The 16,448-nt window shown below is 71.9% G+C and carries 15 protein-coding genes; 8 read left to right on the top strand and 7 right to left on the bottom strand.

The window, feature by feature from the left end; translation table 11 throughout:
* Window positions 1-11 precede the first annotated feature (11 nt).
* Both CHF16_RS00090 and CHF16_RS00095 read left to right on the top strand, forming a co-directional pair.
* A complete protein-coding gene (locus tag CHF16_RS00090; protein WP_089323783.1) occupies window positions 12-1,289 on the top strand; it encodes an alpha/beta hydrolase in 1,278 nt (425 codons plus the stop codon).
* Window positions 1,290-1,299: 10 nt separating this feature from the next.
* On the top strand, window positions 1,300-1,494 hold the full coding sequence (locus CHF16_RS00095) for a DUF3046 domain-containing protein (RefSeq protein WP_089324252.1): 195 nt from the start codon (window positions 1,300-1,302) through the stop codon (window positions 1,492-1,494).
* Window positions 1,495-1,555: 61 nt separating this feature from the next.
* Here CHF16_RS00095 and CHF16_RS00100 read toward each other — a convergent pair whose 3' ends face one another.
* Complete coding sequence (locus tag CHF16_RS00100; protein WP_089323784.1) at window positions 1,556-2,425, bottom strand: ATP-grasp domain-containing protein; 870 nt, start codon at window positions 2,423-2,425, stop codon at window positions 1,556-1,558.
* 243 nt (window positions 2,426-2,668) lie between these two features.
* On the opposite strand from CHF16_RS00100, the gene recA reads away from it, so the two are divergent.
* The 3 genes from recA to rny all read left to right on the top strand — a co-directional run bounded on the left by recA (window position 2,669) and on the right by rny (window position 6,625).
* The gene (recA, locus tag CHF16_RS00105) at window positions 2,669-3,781 is read left to right on the top strand and encodes a recombinase RecA (protein ID WP_089323785.1); all 1,113 of its coding nucleotides are present in this window, start codon (window positions 2,669-2,671) and stop codon (window positions 3,779-3,781) included.
* Window positions 3,782-3,935: 154 nt separating this feature from the next.
* Entirely contained in the window at window positions 3,936-4,472 is a 537-nt protein-coding gene (locus CHF16_RS00110; RefSeq protein WP_089323786.1) for a regulatory protein RecX, read from the top strand.
* Between the two features lie 581 nt (window positions 4,473-5,053).
* Window positions 5,054-6,625 (top strand): ribonuclease Y, encoded by a 1,572-nt coding sequence (gene rny, locus CHF16_RS00115; protein WP_089323787.1) that lies wholly within the window; start codon window positions 5,054-5,056, stop codon window positions 6,623-6,625.
* 137 nt (window positions 6,626-6,762) lie between these two features.
* Here rny and CHF16_RS00120 read toward each other — a convergent pair whose 3' ends face one another.
* The 5 genes from CHF16_RS00120 to CHF16_RS00140 form a co-directional block, all read right to left on the bottom strand.
* Window positions 6,763-8,802: a S9 family peptidase gene (locus CHF16_RS00120; protein ID WP_089323788.1), complete on the bottom strand. Its 2,040-nt coding sequence runs from the start codon at window positions 8,800-8,802 to the stop codon at window positions 6,763-6,765.
* Window positions 8,803-8,969: 167 nt separating this feature from the next.
* A complete protein-coding gene (locus tag CHF16_RS00125; RefSeq protein WP_089323789.1) occupies window positions 8,970-9,962 on the bottom strand; it encodes an amino acid ABC transporter permease in 993 nt (330 codons plus the stop codon).
* The gene (locus CHF16_RS00130; protein WP_089323790.1) at window positions 9,959-10,642 is read right to left on the bottom strand and encodes an amino acid ABC transporter permease; all 684 of its coding nucleotides are present in this window, start codon (window positions 10,640-10,642) and stop codon (window positions 9,959-9,961) included. The genes CHF16_RS00125 and CHF16_RS00130 overlap by 4 nt, the downstream gene beginning before the upstream one ends.
* Before the next feature lie 142 nt (window positions 10,643-10,784).
* Entirely contained in the window at window positions 10,785-11,654 is an 870-nt protein-coding gene (locus tag CHF16_RS00135; protein ID WP_089323791.1) for a glutamate ABC transporter substrate-binding protein, read from the bottom strand.
* Window positions 11,655-11,693: 39 nt separating this feature from the next.
* Window positions 11,694-12,512 carry an amino acid ABC transporter ATP-binding protein gene (locus CHF16_RS00140; RefSeq protein WP_089324253.1) on the bottom strand — a complete coding sequence of 273 codons (819 nt, stop codon included), beginning with the start codon at window positions 12,510-12,512 and terminating at the stop codon, window positions 11,694-11,696.
* Window positions 12,513-12,756: 244 nt separating this feature from the next.
* Here CHF16_RS00140 and miaB point away from each other — a divergent pair, with 244 nt between their 5' ends.
* The gene (gene miaB, locus CHF16_RS00145) at window positions 12,757-14,295 is read left to right on the top strand and encodes a tRNA (N6-isopentenyl adenosine(37)-C2)-methylthiotransferase MiaB (protein WP_218826487.1); all 1,539 of its coding nucleotides are present in this window, start codon (window positions 12,757-12,759) and stop codon (window positions 14,293-14,295) included.
* Between the two features lie 70 nt (window positions 14,296-14,365).
* Window positions 14,366-15,079, top strand: coding sequence for a class III extradiol dioxygenase subunit B-like domain-containing protein (locus CHF16_RS00150; RefSeq protein WP_089323793.1), 714 nt, complete (start codon window positions 14,366-14,368; stop codon window positions 15,077-15,079).
* On the opposite strand, the gene CHF16_RS00155 is transcribed toward CHF16_RS00150, so the two are convergent.
* Window positions 15,076-15,390, bottom strand: coding sequence for an antitoxin (locus CHF16_RS00155; protein ID WP_089323794.1), 315 nt, complete (start codon window positions 15,388-15,390; stop codon window positions 15,076-15,078). The two genes, CHF16_RS00150 and CHF16_RS00155, sit on opposite strands and share 4 nt — an antisense overlap.
* 125 nt (window positions 15,391-15,515) lie before the next feature.
* Between CHF16_RS00155 and miaA the strand changes: the two genes are divergently transcribed.
* Entirely contained in the window at window positions 15,516-16,436 is a 921-nt protein-coding gene (gene miaA, locus CHF16_RS00160; protein WP_089323795.1) for a tRNA (adenosine(37)-N6)-dimethylallyltransferase MiaA, read from the top strand.
* Window positions 16,437-16,448 lie beyond the last annotated feature (12 nt).

Raw genomic sequence — 16,448 nt, forward strand, 5'->3', positions numbered from 1 at the left:
GGGAGCCATCCATGCCCTACGTCCTGCTCGCCCTCGGCATCGTCTTCGCGCTGACGGCGGCCAACGCGCACGCGCCCCGGCGCGGCAGCCTGCTCCTCGTGCCGGGCTTCTTCCTCGGCTGGCTGACGATCGAGCTGGCGCCCCATGTGCTCGTCACCTGGGCCGTCGTCACCTCGCTCGTGGCCGCGTTCGGCGGACTGGACGGCTGGGCGGGCTGGACGGGCCTCGTCCTGGCGCTCGCCGGCATGGCGGGCGTCGCGGCCACCGTCCTCGCGTCCCGCCGTACGGTCATCACCCTGCGGGAGTGCGGCCTGCCGCTCGACCTCGACCCGAAGGACGCGCCTCGCATCCCGCTGGCGCAGCTCGTCGTCCCGCCGCTGTGCCTGATCCCGCGCAAGGGCGTGCGGGTCGACCGCAACATCCCGTACCGCGAGGAGGGGCGGCTCCGCCTCAGGCTGGACGTGTACCGCCCCGCGGAAGACGCCGCGGACGGGGAACTGCGTCCCGGCCTCATGCAGATCCACGGCGGCGCCTGGGTCATCGGAGACAAGCGCGAGCAGGGCCTGCCACTGCTCAACCACATGGCCTTGCAGGGATGGGTCGGCTTCAACGTCAACTACCGGCTCAGCCCGCGCGCCACCTGGCCGGAGCACCTGATCGACCTGAAGCACTTCCTCGCCTGGTACAAGGAGCACGCCGAGGAGTACGGGGCCGACCCCGACTTCCTCTGGGTGACCGGTGGCTCGGCCGGCGGGCATCTCACCGCGCTGGTGGCGCTGACCGCGAACAAGCCCGAGTTCCAGCCGGGCTTCGAGGACGCCGACACGAGCGTGCGGGGCGCCGTCCCGTTCTACGGCGTCTACGACCTCCTCGAAGCGGGGCCCTGGCCCGTCCCCATGGGGTCCACGCGCCTCATGGAGAAGATGGTCATCAAGAAGCCGTTCGCCGAGAACCGCGAGGTGTACGCCGCCGCGTCCCCCGTCACGCACATCGGCGAGGACGCGCCGCCCTTCTTCGTCATCCACGGAAGCCGCGACTCGCTCATCCCCGTGGCGGAGGCCCGGCGGTTCGTCGAACGGCTCCGGGAGGTCTCCGCGTCGCCCGTCGTCTACGCCGAGATGAAGGGCGCCCAGCACGGGTTCGACGTCTTCCCCTCCTACCGGACGGCCCGCGTCATCGAGGGCGTCGAGCGCTACCTGACCGGCCTGCACCGGCAGTACAGGCGGGGCTCCGGGCCGGACGTCCCCGACGAGGTCGAGCGGTCCGTGGGGGAGTCCCCGGTCGGATAGCGTGGGGGGCGTGCGGCTCACAGTGTTCTGGGATCGGATGAACCAGCAGTTCGGCGAGAGCTACGCCCAGAGCGTGGCCAAGGACTACGTCCTGGCGGAACTCGGCGGCCGCACCATCGAGCAGGCCCTCGCCGACGGCGAGTCGGCCAAGCGGGTGTGGCAGGCCGTCGTCGCCACCTTCGACGTCCCCTCGACCCTCCGGTAGGAGAGGCCCGCAGGACCCCGGCAGGAGAGGCCGGCGGGGCCGGTGGGGCCGGTGGGGGAGGTCAGTCCGGGACGGGCAGGTGCGCGTAGAGGTCCATCGCGTCCACGGACGACGGCAGGTCGCTGACCTGGCCGTCGCCGACCTCCACGACGCGCCAGACGCCGTCCTTGCGGCGGGCCACGTCGGTGGTGATGAACCGGCAGCCCAGGGCGCGGACGGCCGGCGCCACGGCGGCCAGGTCCGGGTCGGGTTCCACGCCGGGGCTGTCGGGGTGCGGCCCCACCAGCGCGGGCTCGCCGTCCACCCACCACACGCGCGCCTCGCCGCCGCCGTCGTACTCCTCGAACTCGCGGACGACGAGCCCGCCCGCCAGATGGTCGTCCCGCAGCGCGACCATCTTGGAGGCGATGTCGTGCAGCCGGGACGGGTTCTTCACGTCCGGGACGAAGCACGCCTCCTCCCACTCGTGCTTGCACGACTTCACGTAGTCCTTGACGATGCCGGGGCCGCTCCGCAGCGGCTTGACCAGCTCGGCCAGCTCGCCGAGGTCGCCCGGGTCCTGGCCGGTGCCCAGCGGGCGCCACACGCTGTGGGGGGTCAGGCCGGCGAACGTCTCGTGCCAGCCGGGCAGCTCATGGGCGCGCCTATAGTCGTCCGGGTGCGTGAGCATCACCGTGCCGCGCCGCTTCAGGGCGGCGGCCATCGCGGCGTACTCGTCCGCCGACAGCATCCAGCCGCGGTACCAGACCGGGCCGAGGCCGGCGGGCACGGCGCCGATCGCGTCCTCCACGTCCCCGCGCCGCAGGGCGTCGTGGTCGATCAGGGCCGTCTCGCCGTAATGGTCCCGGACGGCCTCGGCCTCGCGGGAGAAATGGGGGTCAACGCGCCGGGGGTGGAGCGGATCGACGCAGAAGAGGACGGTCAGCGTCATGATTGGAACCCTCCGTGGACGGCGCCAGCGTACGGGGTCGGGACCATGAAACGCACGGCGATTCCCATCCGAATCGCCATCCCGGACGATGATCGAACGGATGTTCGGTAGGCTGGGCGCGGCACGCGGCGCCGTCCACAATCGCGCCGGGCGCTCGAAAGTGTCGGTGGCCCGCCGTAACGTCGCCCTCGACATCGCAAGCAGCGGCCGAGAGCCGACAGTCACGACGAGAAGGACATCTCAATGGCAGCGAACGACCGGGAGAAGGCTCTCGAGACCGCACTCGCCCAGATCGAGCGGCAGTTCGGCAAGGGGTCGGTCATGCGGATGGGCGAGGAGGCGCGGGCGCCCGTCGAGGTGATCCCCACCGGCGCGATCTCCCTCGACATCGCGCTCGGCATCGGCGGCCTGCCGCGCGGCCGCGTCGTCGAGGTGTACGGCCCCGAGGGCTCCGGCAAGACCTCCATCGCGCTGCACGCCGTGGCGAGCGTGCAGAAGAAGGGCGGCATCGCCGCGTTCGTCGACGCCGAGCACGCGCTCGACCCCGAGTACGCCGCCAAGCTCGGCGTCGACATCGACGCCCTGCTGGTCTCCCAGCCCGACACCGGCGAGCAGGCCCTGGAGATCACCGACATGCTGATCCGCTCCGGCGCGATCGACATCGTCGTCATCGACTCCGTCGCCGCGCTCGTCCCCCGCGCCGAGATCGAGGGCGAGATGGGCGACAGCCACGTCGGCCTCCAGGCCCGCCTCATGTCGCAGGCGCTGCGCAAGCTCACCGGCGCGATCAACCAGACCAAGACCACCGCCATCTTCATCAACCAGCTCCGCGAGAAGGTCGGCGTCATGTTCGGCTCGCCCGAGACGACCACCGGCGGCCGGGCGCTGAAGTTCTACGCCTCGGTCCGGCTGGACGTGCGCCGCATCGAGACCCTGAAGGACGGCACCGAGGCGGTCGGCAACCGCGTCCGCGTCAAGGTCGTCAAGAACAAGATGGCCCCGCCGTTCCGCGTCGCCGACTTCGACCTCCTCTACGGCCAGGGCATCAGCCGCGAGGGCGGCCTGATCGACCTCGGCGTGGAGCACGGCTTCGTCCGCAAGTCCGGCGCCTGGTACACCTACGACGGCGACCAGCTCGGCCAGGGCAAGGAGAACGCCCGCAACTTCCTCAAGGCCAACCCCGACCTGGCGGACGGCATCGAGAAGAAGATCAAGGAGAAGCTCGGCATCGGGCCCAAGGTCGACAAGGAGGCCGAGCCCGCGGCGGCCCCGGACGCCGCGCCCGCGCCCGCGCCGGCCGCCAAGGCCACCACCGCGAGGAAGACCGCGAAGGCCGCCAAGACGGGTGATTCCTGACAAGGAATCCCCTGATATGGGTGACTCTTGACGACGAGTAAGCGATGATCTCCTATGCAGGGCGGCGGCGCCTTACCGGGCACCGCGCGACAGGGGCCTGGACCTTCCCCGATGGCGCCGCCGCTCCCACGGCGGTCACCGGGCGCGGCGGCCGGTGAGCGCGGCCCCGCGCGGCGCCGAGGGCGGCGACCCGGAGGCCAGGGCGCGCGAGGTGTGCCTGCGCCTGCTGGCGGCGTCGCCGCGCACCCGCGCCCAGCTCGCCGACGCCCTCCGCCGCAAGGACGTCCCGGCCGAGGTCGCCGACCGGGTGCTCGCGCGCTTCACCGATGTCGGCCTGATCGACGACGAGGCGTTCGCGCGGGCCTGGGTCCAGTCCCGGCACAGCGGTCGCGGCCTGGCCAAACGCGCCCTCGCCGCCGAACTGCGCCGGCGCGGCGTGGCCGACGACACCGTCAACGAGGCCGTCGAGACCCTCGACCCGGCCCGCGAGGAGGAGACCGCCCGCGCCCTGGTCGTCCGCAGGCTGCCCGCCACCCGCGGCGCCGACCCCGCCAAGCGCATGCGCCGCCTCGTCGGCATGCTCGCCCGCAAGGGCTACCCGCCCGGCCTCGCCTACCGCGTGGTCAAGGAGGCCCTGGCCGACGAGGGCGCCGACCTCGAGGCCGTCCCCGACACCGTCCCCGACGACTGACCACCGGCCCTCCGTTCTAGCCGCCCCCTCGCCGGCACTCCACGCGGATCCCCTCACTGCTCGCATCCAGACGGAGGCCGCCGACCGCCCCATTCCATGCGGATCCCGTTTCCGCCCGTCCGTTCGCCGCCGGGGGCCGGCGGGCTCCGGTGGGGCGACACGCCGGGTCGGAGAGCGGGGTGTCGGAGGGCGGGTGACTGCGCGGTGACGTTCCCCTGACTCTGACCGGATGCTTTCCGGGCAGGTGGGACGGGGTGCGGGCGGTCAGGAGCGGTGGTAAGGAAGGACTCACGCTGACGTTCGGTTAGTCCGGAATGCCCCTCGTTTGCTTGCTCATTACCTCCATGCCGCTTACCGTTACGGCAGTGAGGAGTTACTCCGCGTCTCGCGGATTGCCATACGACCGAGCACGTTCCAGCAGCTGAGAGGCATACAGGACACGTTCGTCGACCGGATACGGCCGAGTCATCGCGGGCGCGCCGCGTGCCGCCCGGTGACGTCGTGCGTCCGCGCGCGAGTAAATCCTCGCTAGGCAGGGTCCCGAAGTCCGGACGGGCCCGCGGCGAGGAAGGATCTGCCTCATGGAGAGCGTCCTGCTGGGTGCAGCGCTGCTGGTGACCCTGGTCGCTCTCGTCATCGCGATCCTGTGGCGGCCCGGCATGCCCGGCAGAGCCGCGGCCGAGATCGCCCGCGCGCAGAGCGAGGCCGATGAGATCCGGTCCAAGGCCGAGCGGGAAGCGCGGGAGGCGCTGGAGCAGGCCGAGCGCGACACGCAGCGGATCACCGCCGAGGCCCGCGCGGAGGCCGAGGAGGCGGGCCGCGCGCTCAAGGAGGACCTGCGGGTCGTCCGGGAGGATCTGGAGCGCCGGGAGGCCCGGCTCGCGGAGCGCGAGCAGCGGCTCGACGCCGAGATGCGCCGCCTGGAGGAGTGGCAGGGGCGGCTCACCGAGGCCCGGCAGGCGCTGGACGCCCGCAAGGAGGAGCTGGCGGGCGTCGCCGAGGAGCGGCGCAAGGTGCTGGAGCGGGCGGCCGGGCTCACCGCGGCGCAGGCCAAGGCCGAGCTCGTCGCCGCGATCGAGAACCAGGCCAAGCGGGAGTCCATCCCGATCGTCCGCGAGATCGAGAACACGGCGCGGGCCGAGGGCGAGAAGCGCGCCCGCAAGATCGTGACGCTGGCGATCCAGCGGGTCGCGAGCGAGCAGACGGCCGAGTCGGTCGTGTCGGTGCTGCACCTGCCGAGCGACGAGATGAAGGGCCGCATCATCGGCCGCGAGGGCCGCAACATCCGGGCGTTCGAGACGACGACCGGGGTGAACCTCATCATCGACGACACGCCGGAGGCGGTGCTGCTGAGCTGCTTCGACCCGGTGCGCCGCGAGGTCGGGCGGCTGACCCTGGAGAAGCTCGTGCTGGACGGGCGCATCCACCCCCAGCGCATCGAGGAGATCTACGAGCGCAGCCGCAGCGACGTGGAGCAGCTGTGCGTCCGGGCCGGCGAGGACGCCCTGGTGGAGGTCGGCATCGCCGACATGCACCCGGAGCTGATCGCGCTGCTCGGCCAGCTGCGGTACCGCACGTCCTACGGGCAGAACGTGCTGAAGCACCTCATCGAGTCCGCGCACATCGCCGGGGTCATGGCGAGCGAGCTGCGCCTCCCGGTGGAGATCGCCAAACGGTGCACGCTGCTGCACGACATCGGCAAGGCGCTCACGCACGAGGTGGAGGGAAGCCACGCCCTGATCGGCGCCGAGATCGCGCGCCGGTACGGCGAGGACGAGGACGTCGTCCACGCGATCGAGGCCCACCACAACGAGGTCGAGGTCCGGACGGTGGAGGCCGTCCTGACCCAGGCCGCGGACGCGGTGAGCGGCAGCCGCCCGGGGGCGCGCAGGGAGTCGCTGGAGGCCTACGTCAAGCGGCTGGAGCGGTTGGAGCAGATCGCCCGCGAGAAGCACGAGGGCGTGGAGAAGGTCTTCGCGATGCAGGCCGGCCGCGAGATCCGGGTGATGGTCAAGCCGGACAGCGTCGACGACATCCAGGCGCAGGTCATCGCCCGCGACATCGCCAAGCAGGTCGAGGACGAGCTGACCTACCCGGGGCAGATCCGCGTCACCGTGGTCCGCGAGTCCCGCGCCATCGAGTTCGCCCGCTGATCCGCCGCGGCCGCGCGAGCGGGCCCGCCGGGCCTCACGGGGGGGCCGAGCAACCGGTGGACGCCGACCGCTCACCGCCCGGCGTCCAGTCCCGTGCCGTCAGCCCGTACCGTCCGGCCCGCCTCATGCCGTGGCGGTCAGCCGACGGTGAGGTTGATGGGCTCCACGCCGCGCGGCTCGAAGCCGAGGGTCTGCCCGTAGAAGGCGAGCTCGGCCTCCAGGCAGCGGATGACCGTGGCGGCCTTCCGGAAGCCGTGGGACTCGCCCTCGAACGTGAGGTAGGCGTGCGGGGTCTTCTTCTCGCGCAGCGCCAGCGCGAACCGCTCGGACTGGTCCGGCGGCACCACCGGGTCGCTGAGGCCCTGCAGGAGCAGGACGGGGCAGGCGGTCTTGTCGGCGTGCCCGAGCGGTGAGCGCTCCTCGTAGGCGCGCTCGAAGCCGGGCAGGGGGCCGATGAGGCCGAACAGGTAGTGCGACTCGAAGTCGTGGGTGGCCTCGGCGAAGCTCTGCAGGTCGCTGATGCCGAAGTAGGACGTCGCCGCCTTGAACACGTCGGTCTGCGTGACCGCCGCCAGCGTCGTCCAGCCGCCCGCGGAGCCGCCCCGGATGGCGAGGCGCGCCGGGTCCGCTATTCCGCCGTCCACGAGCGCCTGGGCCGCGGCCACGGCGTCCTCCACGTCGACGACGCCCCACTGGCGGCGCAGCCGCTCGCGGTAGGCGCGGCCGTAGCCGCTGGAGCCGCCGTAGTTGACGTCGATGACGCCGATGCCGCGGCTGGTGAAGTAGGCCCGCTCCAGGTCGAGCACCTTGGAGACCCGGCCGGTGGGCCCGCCGTGCACGAACACGACGTACGGCGGGAGTTCGCCCTCGGGCGCGGCGGCCTCGGGGTTGGTGGGCGGGAACACGTAGGCGTGGACGGGACGCCCGAAAGGCCCCTCCAGGCGCTCGGCGCGCGGCTTCGACAGGTACGCCACGTCCGGCAGCTCGGCCAGCTCGCGGCGCAGCCCCTCGACGCGCCCGGTCGTGGTGTCGACGCGGACGACGGAGGGCGGCAGGTCGGGGCCGCCGGCGATGCCGACGATCGTCGTCCCGTCCGCGGACAGCTCCGCCGCCCAGTGCTCGTAGGGGACCTCCAGGTCGACGAGGTCGAGCGTGTCCGGGTCGTAGACGCCGAGGCGCATGTCGCCCTCGCCGTGCAGGACCGCGAGGCGCCCGTCGCCGAGCAGCGCGTACGGCATGCCGCCGAGCTGCCACAGCGGGGCGGCGAACTCCTCCTCGGCCGGGTAGAGGGCCTGCGGGGACTCGCCGTGCAGGCCGACCTGGTAGATGTTCCACCAGCCGGGCCAGTCGGAGATGACGTACAGGGACTCGTCGTCGCGCCACAGCGGCGCCAGGGCCGATTCCTTGAGGCCGCCCTTGACGGTGCGGGGGGCGACCGTACGGCCGTCCTCGAGCGCCGCCACGCGCACCTCGGTGCCATCCCAGGGCATGCGGGGGTGGTTCCACTGCACCCATGCCAGGTGACCGCCGCCCGGCGACGGGGCGGGGTTGGCGTAGAACTGCGCCCCGGTGACCAGCTCGCGGATGGCGCCGGCGTCGCCGGCGGCGCGGCCGTCCAGCGGCACCGCGACGATGGCCCGCCTGATGCCCGTGGTGGCGGGCTCCTCCTCCGCCGGCGCCGCGGCCTCCTCCCCTTCGGCGGGCTCGGGCGCGGGCTCCGCCGGCGCCGCGATGTGGCCCTCGCAGACGCACCAGATCTCCGTCCCGTCCGGGGACAGGACGAGGTCGGCGTAGCGCAGCCCCGCCGGGACCGCCGGCTCCGGCGTCAGCGGGTACGGCTTGGGGTCGCCCTCGTCGAGCCGGTGGAGCCGCTGGTCGTCGTAGTTGGCGAAGACGATCGACCACCCCTCCCCGGTGCGGACCGGCAGGTACGAGCGGCCCCCGTACTCGTGGACGCGGGTACGGGCGTTCCACGGCGCCTGGAGCAGCTCCGTGCGGTGCCCGCCCTTGAGATGGATGACCGTGGTCCGTCCGTCCTCCTCGGGGCGGGTCTCCTGCCACCAGACGTCATCGCCCGCGACGGTGGGGAAACTGAGGCGCAGCCGGGCGCGGGCGACATCGGCCGCGGAGATGGGGGAGGGCCAGGAGCCGTAGGGGAGGGTCGCACGAGCGGTCATAACAGGAATCGTCCCGCATACGGGGATCGGTTGGGGCCATGACGCCCTGTTTGACTTCGGAAAGATACAAGCGCGCCACCAGCGGACTCACCGGTAACGTGCGCGGAAACGGCGGCGGGGGCGCGGCCGGTCACCGGCGGCGCCCCCGCGTCGGGCGAGCGTGCGGATCAGACCGTGGGGACGGACTGCTGGGTGACCCCGACTCCGGCGACGGGCGGCGCCCCGCCGGTGCCCATGGTCTTGGCCTCCGTCTTGCGGCTGCGGCGGCTGCGCGCCTCCAGCCACGTCGCCAGCCGGCTCACCGACATGTTGATCGCGATGTAGATGACCGCGACGATGATGCCGGCCTGCAGGACGTTGTTGCTGTAGTTGGCGGGGACCTGGCGGAAGCCCGCGGACAGCAGCTCGGGGTAGGCGATGATGAACCCGAGCGCGGTGTCCTTCAGCAGGACGACGATCTGGCTGACGATCGCGGGCATCATCACGGTGATGGCCTGCGGCAGCAGGATCAGCCGCATGACGCCGTTCTTGCGCAGCCCGATCGAGTAGGCGGCCTCCGCCTGGCCCTTCGGGATCGACAGGACGCCCGCCCGGACGACCTCGGCGAGCACCGAGCCGTTGTACATGGTGAGGCCGAACACGACCGCGGCGAACGCCGGGACGGTGACCACGCCGGCGTTGCTCTCCACCCCGAAGATCGAGAAGAAGTAGTCCACCGAGACGCGCTGCAGCTGCCCGAACTGGGACTCGGCGATCTGCGGGCTGATCTTGTTCGGGACGAAGAACGCCAGGAAGATCAGGATCAGCAGCGGGATGCCGCGGAAGAACTCCACCACCGCGCCCGCCGGGACGCGGATCCACCAGTGGTCGGAGAGCCGGGCCAGGCCGAACACGATGCCGAACAGCAGCGCGAGCACGGTCGCGACGGCGGCGGCCTTCAGCGTGCTCAGCAGGCCGGGGATGATCAGGTGCCGCCACACGGTCCACTCGGTGAACGGAGACCAGAGCTTCCCGGCGAACTGGTCCTTGTCGGCCAGCCGCCAGATCAGCGCGGCGAGGATGGCGGCGAGCACGATCGTCACGACGGCGGTGAGGATCGCGTTCCGCGCGCGCGCCCGCGGCCCGGGGATGTCGAAGAGTACGGTCGCTTCCTTGCTCATCGCGCCACCGCCATCCGCTTGGCCAGCCAGCCGAAGAAGTACCCGGTCGGCAGGGTGAGGATCAGGAAGCCGACGGCCACGCCGAGGAACAGCGGGATGACGCCGTTCGCGAACGTGGGCTTGTCGACGATCGTCTTGGTGACCAGCGCGACCTCGGCGTAGCTCGCCGCCGCGGCGACCGTGGTGTTCTTGATCATCGCGATGAGGACGCTGCCCAGCGGCGCGATGATCGCGCGGAACGCCTGCGGCAGGATGATCATGCGCAGCGACTGGGTGAAGGTCAGCCCGATCGACCGCGCCGCCTCCGCCTGGCCCAGCGGGACCGTGTTGATCCCCGACCGGAGGGTCTCGCAGACGAACGCGCCGGTGTAGGCGGACAGGCCGAGGACGGCCCACCAGTAGTAGGTCACCGACGAGTTCGAGGAGAACTTCAGCGCGAGCATGTCGTTGAGGCCGAGGCTGCACATCAGCAGCACCAGGGTCAGCGGCGTGTTGCGGACGATGCTGACGTAGCCGGTGCCGAAGGCGCGCAGCACCGGGACGGGAGCGACGCGGAAGCTCGCGAGGACCGTGCCGATGATGAGGGAGAGCACCGCCGCGGCGGCCGCCAGGCGGATCGTCGCCCAGAAGCCCTGGAGGATCTCGTCGAAGTTGTCGAAGAACGGGCTGAAGTCAAACATTGCTCAGCTGTTTCATGGAGTTCCAGCGGTATCGGGCCAGCGGTGTGGAGCCCGGCCGGCGGTGTCAGGCCGGACCGGCGCGTCCCCGGGAGCCGCTCCGCGGGGACGCGCCGGCGCGGCGGGCGTCAGGCGCCGCCCCCGGTCAGGAGCAGCCCTCCATCTGCGGGGCGGTCGTGACGAGCTTCAGCCCGGTGCCGGCGAAGTGCTTCTCCAGCAGGGTCTTGGCGGTGCCGTCGGAGTACATCTCGTTGATGGCCTTGTTGACGGCCTCGCAGGTCTCGGTGTCGCCCTTCTTGATGCCGACGCCGTACTTCTCGTCGGTGAAGGGGTCGTTGATGACCTTGAAGGAGCCCTTCTGCTGGTTGGCGAAGCCGGCGAGGATCAGGTCGTCGGTGCTCACCGCGTCCAGCGCGCCGGACTTCAGCTTGCTCACGCACTCGGAGTAGCTGCCGGCGTCCACCAGCGTGACGCCCTTGATGTTGAGCTTGCCGTCCGGCGGGCCCTCGGTGATGCGGCGGAACGAGTTCGAACCGGCCGCCTTGCACAGCTTCTTGCCCTTGAGGTCGGCGGCCTTCTTGATGTCGGTGTTGTCGGCCTTCACCATCGTGTCCTGGTGGGCGACGTAGTAGGGACCGCCGAAGGTCACCTGCTGCTTGCGCGCCTCGGTGATGGAGTAGGTGGCGAAGATCAGGTCGACCTGCCCGCCGCCGATGAACGACTCGCGGTTCGCGGAGGTCGTCTCCTTGAAGGTGATGCCGCTCTCGGGGACGCCGAGCTTCTGCGCGACGTACTTGGCGACGTCCACGTCGAAGCCGTCGTAGGTGCCGTCGGGCTTCTTCAGGCCCAGCGCCGGCTGGTCGAACTTGATGCCGATGGTCAGCTTCTTGTCGTCCTTGGCCTTCTGGACGACCGTCTTGGCCTCGGTCTTCTCGGTGTCGCTGCCACACGCGCTGAGCGCCAGGGACAGCGCCATTCCCGCCCCGATGAGGGCGCCGAAACGACGTACTCGCATTTCTCGTCCTACCTCTGCTCTCTGCCGGAGCCCCGCGGCTCAGTGCGTGAGGATCTTGGAAAGGAAGTCCTTCGCGCGGTCGGTGCGCGCATTGGTGAAGAACTCGTCGGGAGTGTTCTCCTCGACGATCTGGCCGTCCGCCATGAACACGACCTTCTGGGCGGCGCGGCGCGCGAACCCCATCTCGTGCGTGACGACGATCATCGTCATGCCCTCGCGGGCGAGGCCCGTCATGACGTCCAGGACCTCGTTGACCATCTCCGGGTCCAGCGCCGAGGTCGGCTCGTCGAAGAGCATCACCTTGGGCTTCATCGCGAGGGAGCGCGCGATCGCGGCCCGCTGCTGCTGCCCGCCGGACAGCTGCGCGGGGTACTTGCCGGCCTGGTTGGCGATGCCGACCCGGTCGAGCAGCTCCATCGCGTGCTTCTCCGCCTCCTGCTTGCCCTGCTTGCGGACCTTCACCGGCCCGAGCGTGACGTTCTCGAGGATCGTCTTGTGGGCGAACAGGTTGAACGACTGGAACACCATGCCGACGTCGGCGCGGAGCCTCGCCAGCTCCTTGCCCTCCTTGGGAAGCTCCTTGCCGTCCACGAGGATCTTCCCGCCGTCGATGGGCTCCAGCCGGTTGATCGACCGGCAGAGGGTCGACTTGCCGCCCCCGGACGGGCCGATGACGACGACGACCTCGCCGGAGTCGACCGTGAGGTTGATGTCCTTGAGGACGTGCAGCTCGCCGAAGTGCTTGTTGACGTTCTCGACCACGACGAGGGGCCGGTCGCCCGCCGCGGGGGCCGGCTCCGGAACGGAGTCCTCGGGCTCGTCCTTGGTGAGGTCGAGCTCGCCTTCGCTGTCCGTCATGCGGACGGACTTTACGTCATGGCCGGCCGCCTGGAAGTTGCCGAGCGGTACCGATACGATCACGAATCCCCATGTCGGACGGGGTCCGTCGTGGCGGAGAGTGATCATCGGGGCTGGTCGGAGCGGTGTGTCCGGAGATGCGCCCGGACCGGTCCCCGGCCCCCGGAAGTGCGCCGCTCCGCCGGGGCCGCCGCGGCCGGGCGTTCCATCGCGGCGGGACGGGCCCGTACCCTTGGTTACCGTCATGAGTGCGCCAATGGAGACGGCCGCCCGCACGTACGAGATCCGTACCTACGGGTGCCAGATGAACGTCCACGACTCCGAGCGGCTGTCCGGGCTGCTGGAGGCGGCCGGGTACGTCCGCGCCGGGGACGCCGAGCCCGATGTGGTGGTGTTCAACACCTGCGCGGTGCGGGAGAACGCCGACAACCGGCTCTACGGCAACCTCGGCCATCTGCGGCCCGTGAAGGACGGCCATCCGGGCATGCAGATCGCCGTCGGCGGCTGCCTCGCGCAGAAGGACCGCGACACCATCGTCAAGCGCGCCCCCTGGGTGGACGTCGTGTTCGGCACCCACAACATCGGGTCGCTGCCGGCGCTGCTGGAGCGGGCCCGCGTGCAGAGCGAGGCGCAGGTCGAGATCGAAGAGTCGCTGGTGACCTTCCCCTCGACGCTGCCGACGCGCAGGGAGTCGCCGTACGCGGCGTGGGTGTCGATCTCCGTCGGCTGCAACAACACCTGCACCTTCTGCATCGTCCCGTCCCTGCGCGGCAAGGAGAAGGACCGCCGCCCCGGCGAGATCCTCGCCGAGGTGGAGGCGCTCGTCGCCGAGGGCGTGCTGGAGGTCACCCTCCTCGGGCAGAACGTCAACGCCTACGGCTCGGGCTTCGGGGCCCTGTCGGCGGCGCCGGACGAGGTGCGCGCCATGACCGAGGGCGGCCAGTCCGCCTTCGCGGGCCTGCTGCGCGCCTGCGGGGGCGTCGAGGGCCTGGAGCGGGTCCGGTTCACCTCGCCGCACCCCAAGGACTTCACCGACGACGTCATCGCGGCGATGGCCGAGACCCCGAACGTGATGCCGTCGCTGCACATGCCGCTCCAGTCCGGTTCGGACGCGGTGCTGCGCGCGATGCGGCGCTCGTACCGGCAGGAGCGCTACCTCGGTATCATCGGCAAGGTCCGGGCGGCGATCCCGGACGCGGCGATCACCACCGACATCATCGTGGGGTTCCCCGGCGAGACCGAGGCCGACTTCGAGGAGACCCTGCACGTGGTGCGGGAGGCCCGGTTCTCCTCGGCGTTCACCTTCCAGTACTCCAAGCGGCCCGGCACCCCGGCGGCGACCATGGACGGCCAGCTGCCGAAGGAGGTCGTCCAGGAGCGGTACGAGCGGCTCGTCGCCCTCCAGGAGGAGATCTCCTGGGCGGAGAACAGGAAGCAGCTCGGCCGGACGCTGGAGGTCCTGGTCGCGGAGGGCGAGGGGCGCAAGGACGAGGCGACCCGCCGGCTGTCCGGCCGCGCGCCCGACAACCGGCTCGTGCACTTCGGCGCGCCGGAGGAGCCCGTCCGGCCCGGCGACATGGTCACCGTCGAGGTCACCTACGCGGCGCCGCACCACCTGGTCGCCGACAAGCCGGTGCTCGGCGTCCGCCGCACGCGGGCGGGCGACGCCTGGGAGGCCCGGCAGGGGGGCGGCGGCGGTGCCAGGGGCGTGGCGCTGGGCATGCCCTCGATCGGCCGTCCGGCCCCGGCCCAGGCCGCGCCGTCCGGCCACGGCTGCTCCTGAGCGCGGCTCTCGCGGCCGTTCGCGGTCCCACCCGCCCCGAGGGCGGTCCCAGCGCGTCTAAGGAGGCAGTGTGCTCGTAGCGGCGGCGGTGTGCCCGCATCCGCCGGTCCTCGTCCCGGAGATGGCTGGGGAGGCGGCGCCGGAGCTCGACGCGCTGCGCGAAGCCTGCGACCGGGCCGCCGGCCTCCTCGCCGGCGCGGACGTGCTGGCCGTCGTCGGTGGCGGGGCGCGGACGCGGCCCTACGGCCCGGACGCCTACGCGTCGCTCAGGCCGTTCGGTCTCGACTGGACGAGCCCGCCCGAGCCGGGGGACGGAGCTGAGCCGCTCCCGCTGTCCCTGACGATCGGCCGGTGGCTGCTGGAGCGGCAGGGGTTTGCCGCCCGCGCGCGCTACCAGGCGGTCGCCTTCGACGCAGAACCCAAGGAGTGCCTCTCCCTCGGCAGGGAATTGGCCGGGGCGGCCGACCGTGTGGCCCTCCTGGTCATGGGGGACGGGTCGGCGTGCCGGTCAGAGAAGGCGCCCGGATACCTCGATGAGCGCGCGCGCCCTCACGACGAGGCCGTGGCGCGCGCTCTCGGCACCGCCGACGCCACCGCCCTGGCCGCACTCGATCCCGGGCTGTCCCGAGACCTCCAGGCGGCCGGGCGTGCGGCGTGGCAGGTGCTCGCGGGCGCCGCCGAGGGCTCCGCCGGTCTCGGCGGGGAACTGCTGGCCGACGACGCGCCCTATGGGGTCGGCTACTTCGTGGCGGCCTGGTCGAAGCCGGACCGCGGGGCCGTCTAGGAGGGGCCCTGGCCCTGGCCGGGCCGGCCTTCCCGGCCCATCTGCCCTTCCTGCCCCATCTGTCCCTCGTGGCCCATGTGGCCGCCCTGGCCCATCTGGTCGCCTTGGTGCATCTGGTCGCCCTGGGCGGTGCCGCCCTGGCCGCCTTCCCGCTCGAGGTAGTCGCCGGCCTTCTCCTGGACCTTGTCGACCTTGTCGGCGTACTTGCCGCCGGTGCGCTCGTCGAACATGTCCCCGGCGCGCTCGACGCCCTGCTTGGCCTTGTCGGAGTGCTGCCCCAGCATCTGCTTGACCTTGTCGACGATGGACATTCCCGATCCCCCCGGATCCCTCGTCTCGATCGGTGCGGCGGCGATCGCGCGCGACACCCGTACAGTCCGCCCATACCCGTTCTGTTGCCACAATCAATCCCGTGACCTCACCTGATGCTCCCTACGTGATCGCGGTCGTCGGGGCGACGGCCGCGGGAAAGTCCGACCTCGCCGTGGAACTGGCGCTGCGGCTGGACGGCGAGGCGGTCAACGCCGACTCGATGCAGCTCTACCGCGGCATGGACATCGGCACGGCGAAGCTGTCCGCGGCCGAGATGCGCGGGGTCCCGCACCATCTGCTCGACGTCTGGGACGTGACGAAGACGGCCAGCGTCGCCGAGTACCAGGCGCTCAGCGCGGACGCGATCGCGGACGTCCGCGGCCGGGGGCGGCTGCCGGTGCTGGTCGGCGGGTCGGGCCTGTACGTCCGCGCGGCGCTGGACGAGATGGAGTTCCCCGGGACGGACCCGGCCGTCCGGGCGCGCCTGGAGGGGGAGCTGGCGCGGGTCGGCTCCGGTGCGCTGCACGACCGGCTGCGCGGGCTCGACCCGGCCGCCGCGGACGCGATCCTGCCGAGCAACGGGCGCCGGATCGTCCGCGCCCTGGAGGTCGTCGAGATCACCGGCCGCCCGTTCACCGCGACGCTGCCCGAGCACCGGTACCGGTACGGCGCGGCCCTGCAGATCGGGGTGAGCGTCCCGCGCGAGGCCCTGGACGAGCGCATCGCCCTGCGGGTGGAGCGGATGTGGGACGCGGGCCTGGTCGACGAGGTCCGGGCTCTGGAGAAGCGGGGGCTGCGCGACGGCCTGACCGCCGGGCGGGCGCTCGGCTACGCGCAGGTGCTCCGGTTCCTCGCGGGGGAGTGGACCGAGGAGCGGGCCAAGGAGGAGACCGTCCGGACGACGCGGCGCTTCGCCCGCCGGCAGGAGTCCTGGTTCCGCCGCGACCCGCGCGTCCGGTGGCTCCCGCACGACGCCCCCGACCTGGCCGAGCGCGCTCTCGCGCTGGTCGCGGAGGCCGCGGGCGGCGCCGGGCCGGGCACCTGAGCGAGGCAATAC

Source organism: Actinomadura meyerae, from assembly GCF_900188445.1.
Taxonomy (GTDB): domain Bacteria; phylum Actinomycetota; class Actinomycetes; order Streptosporangiales; family Streptosporangiaceae; genus Spirillospora; species Spirillospora meyerae.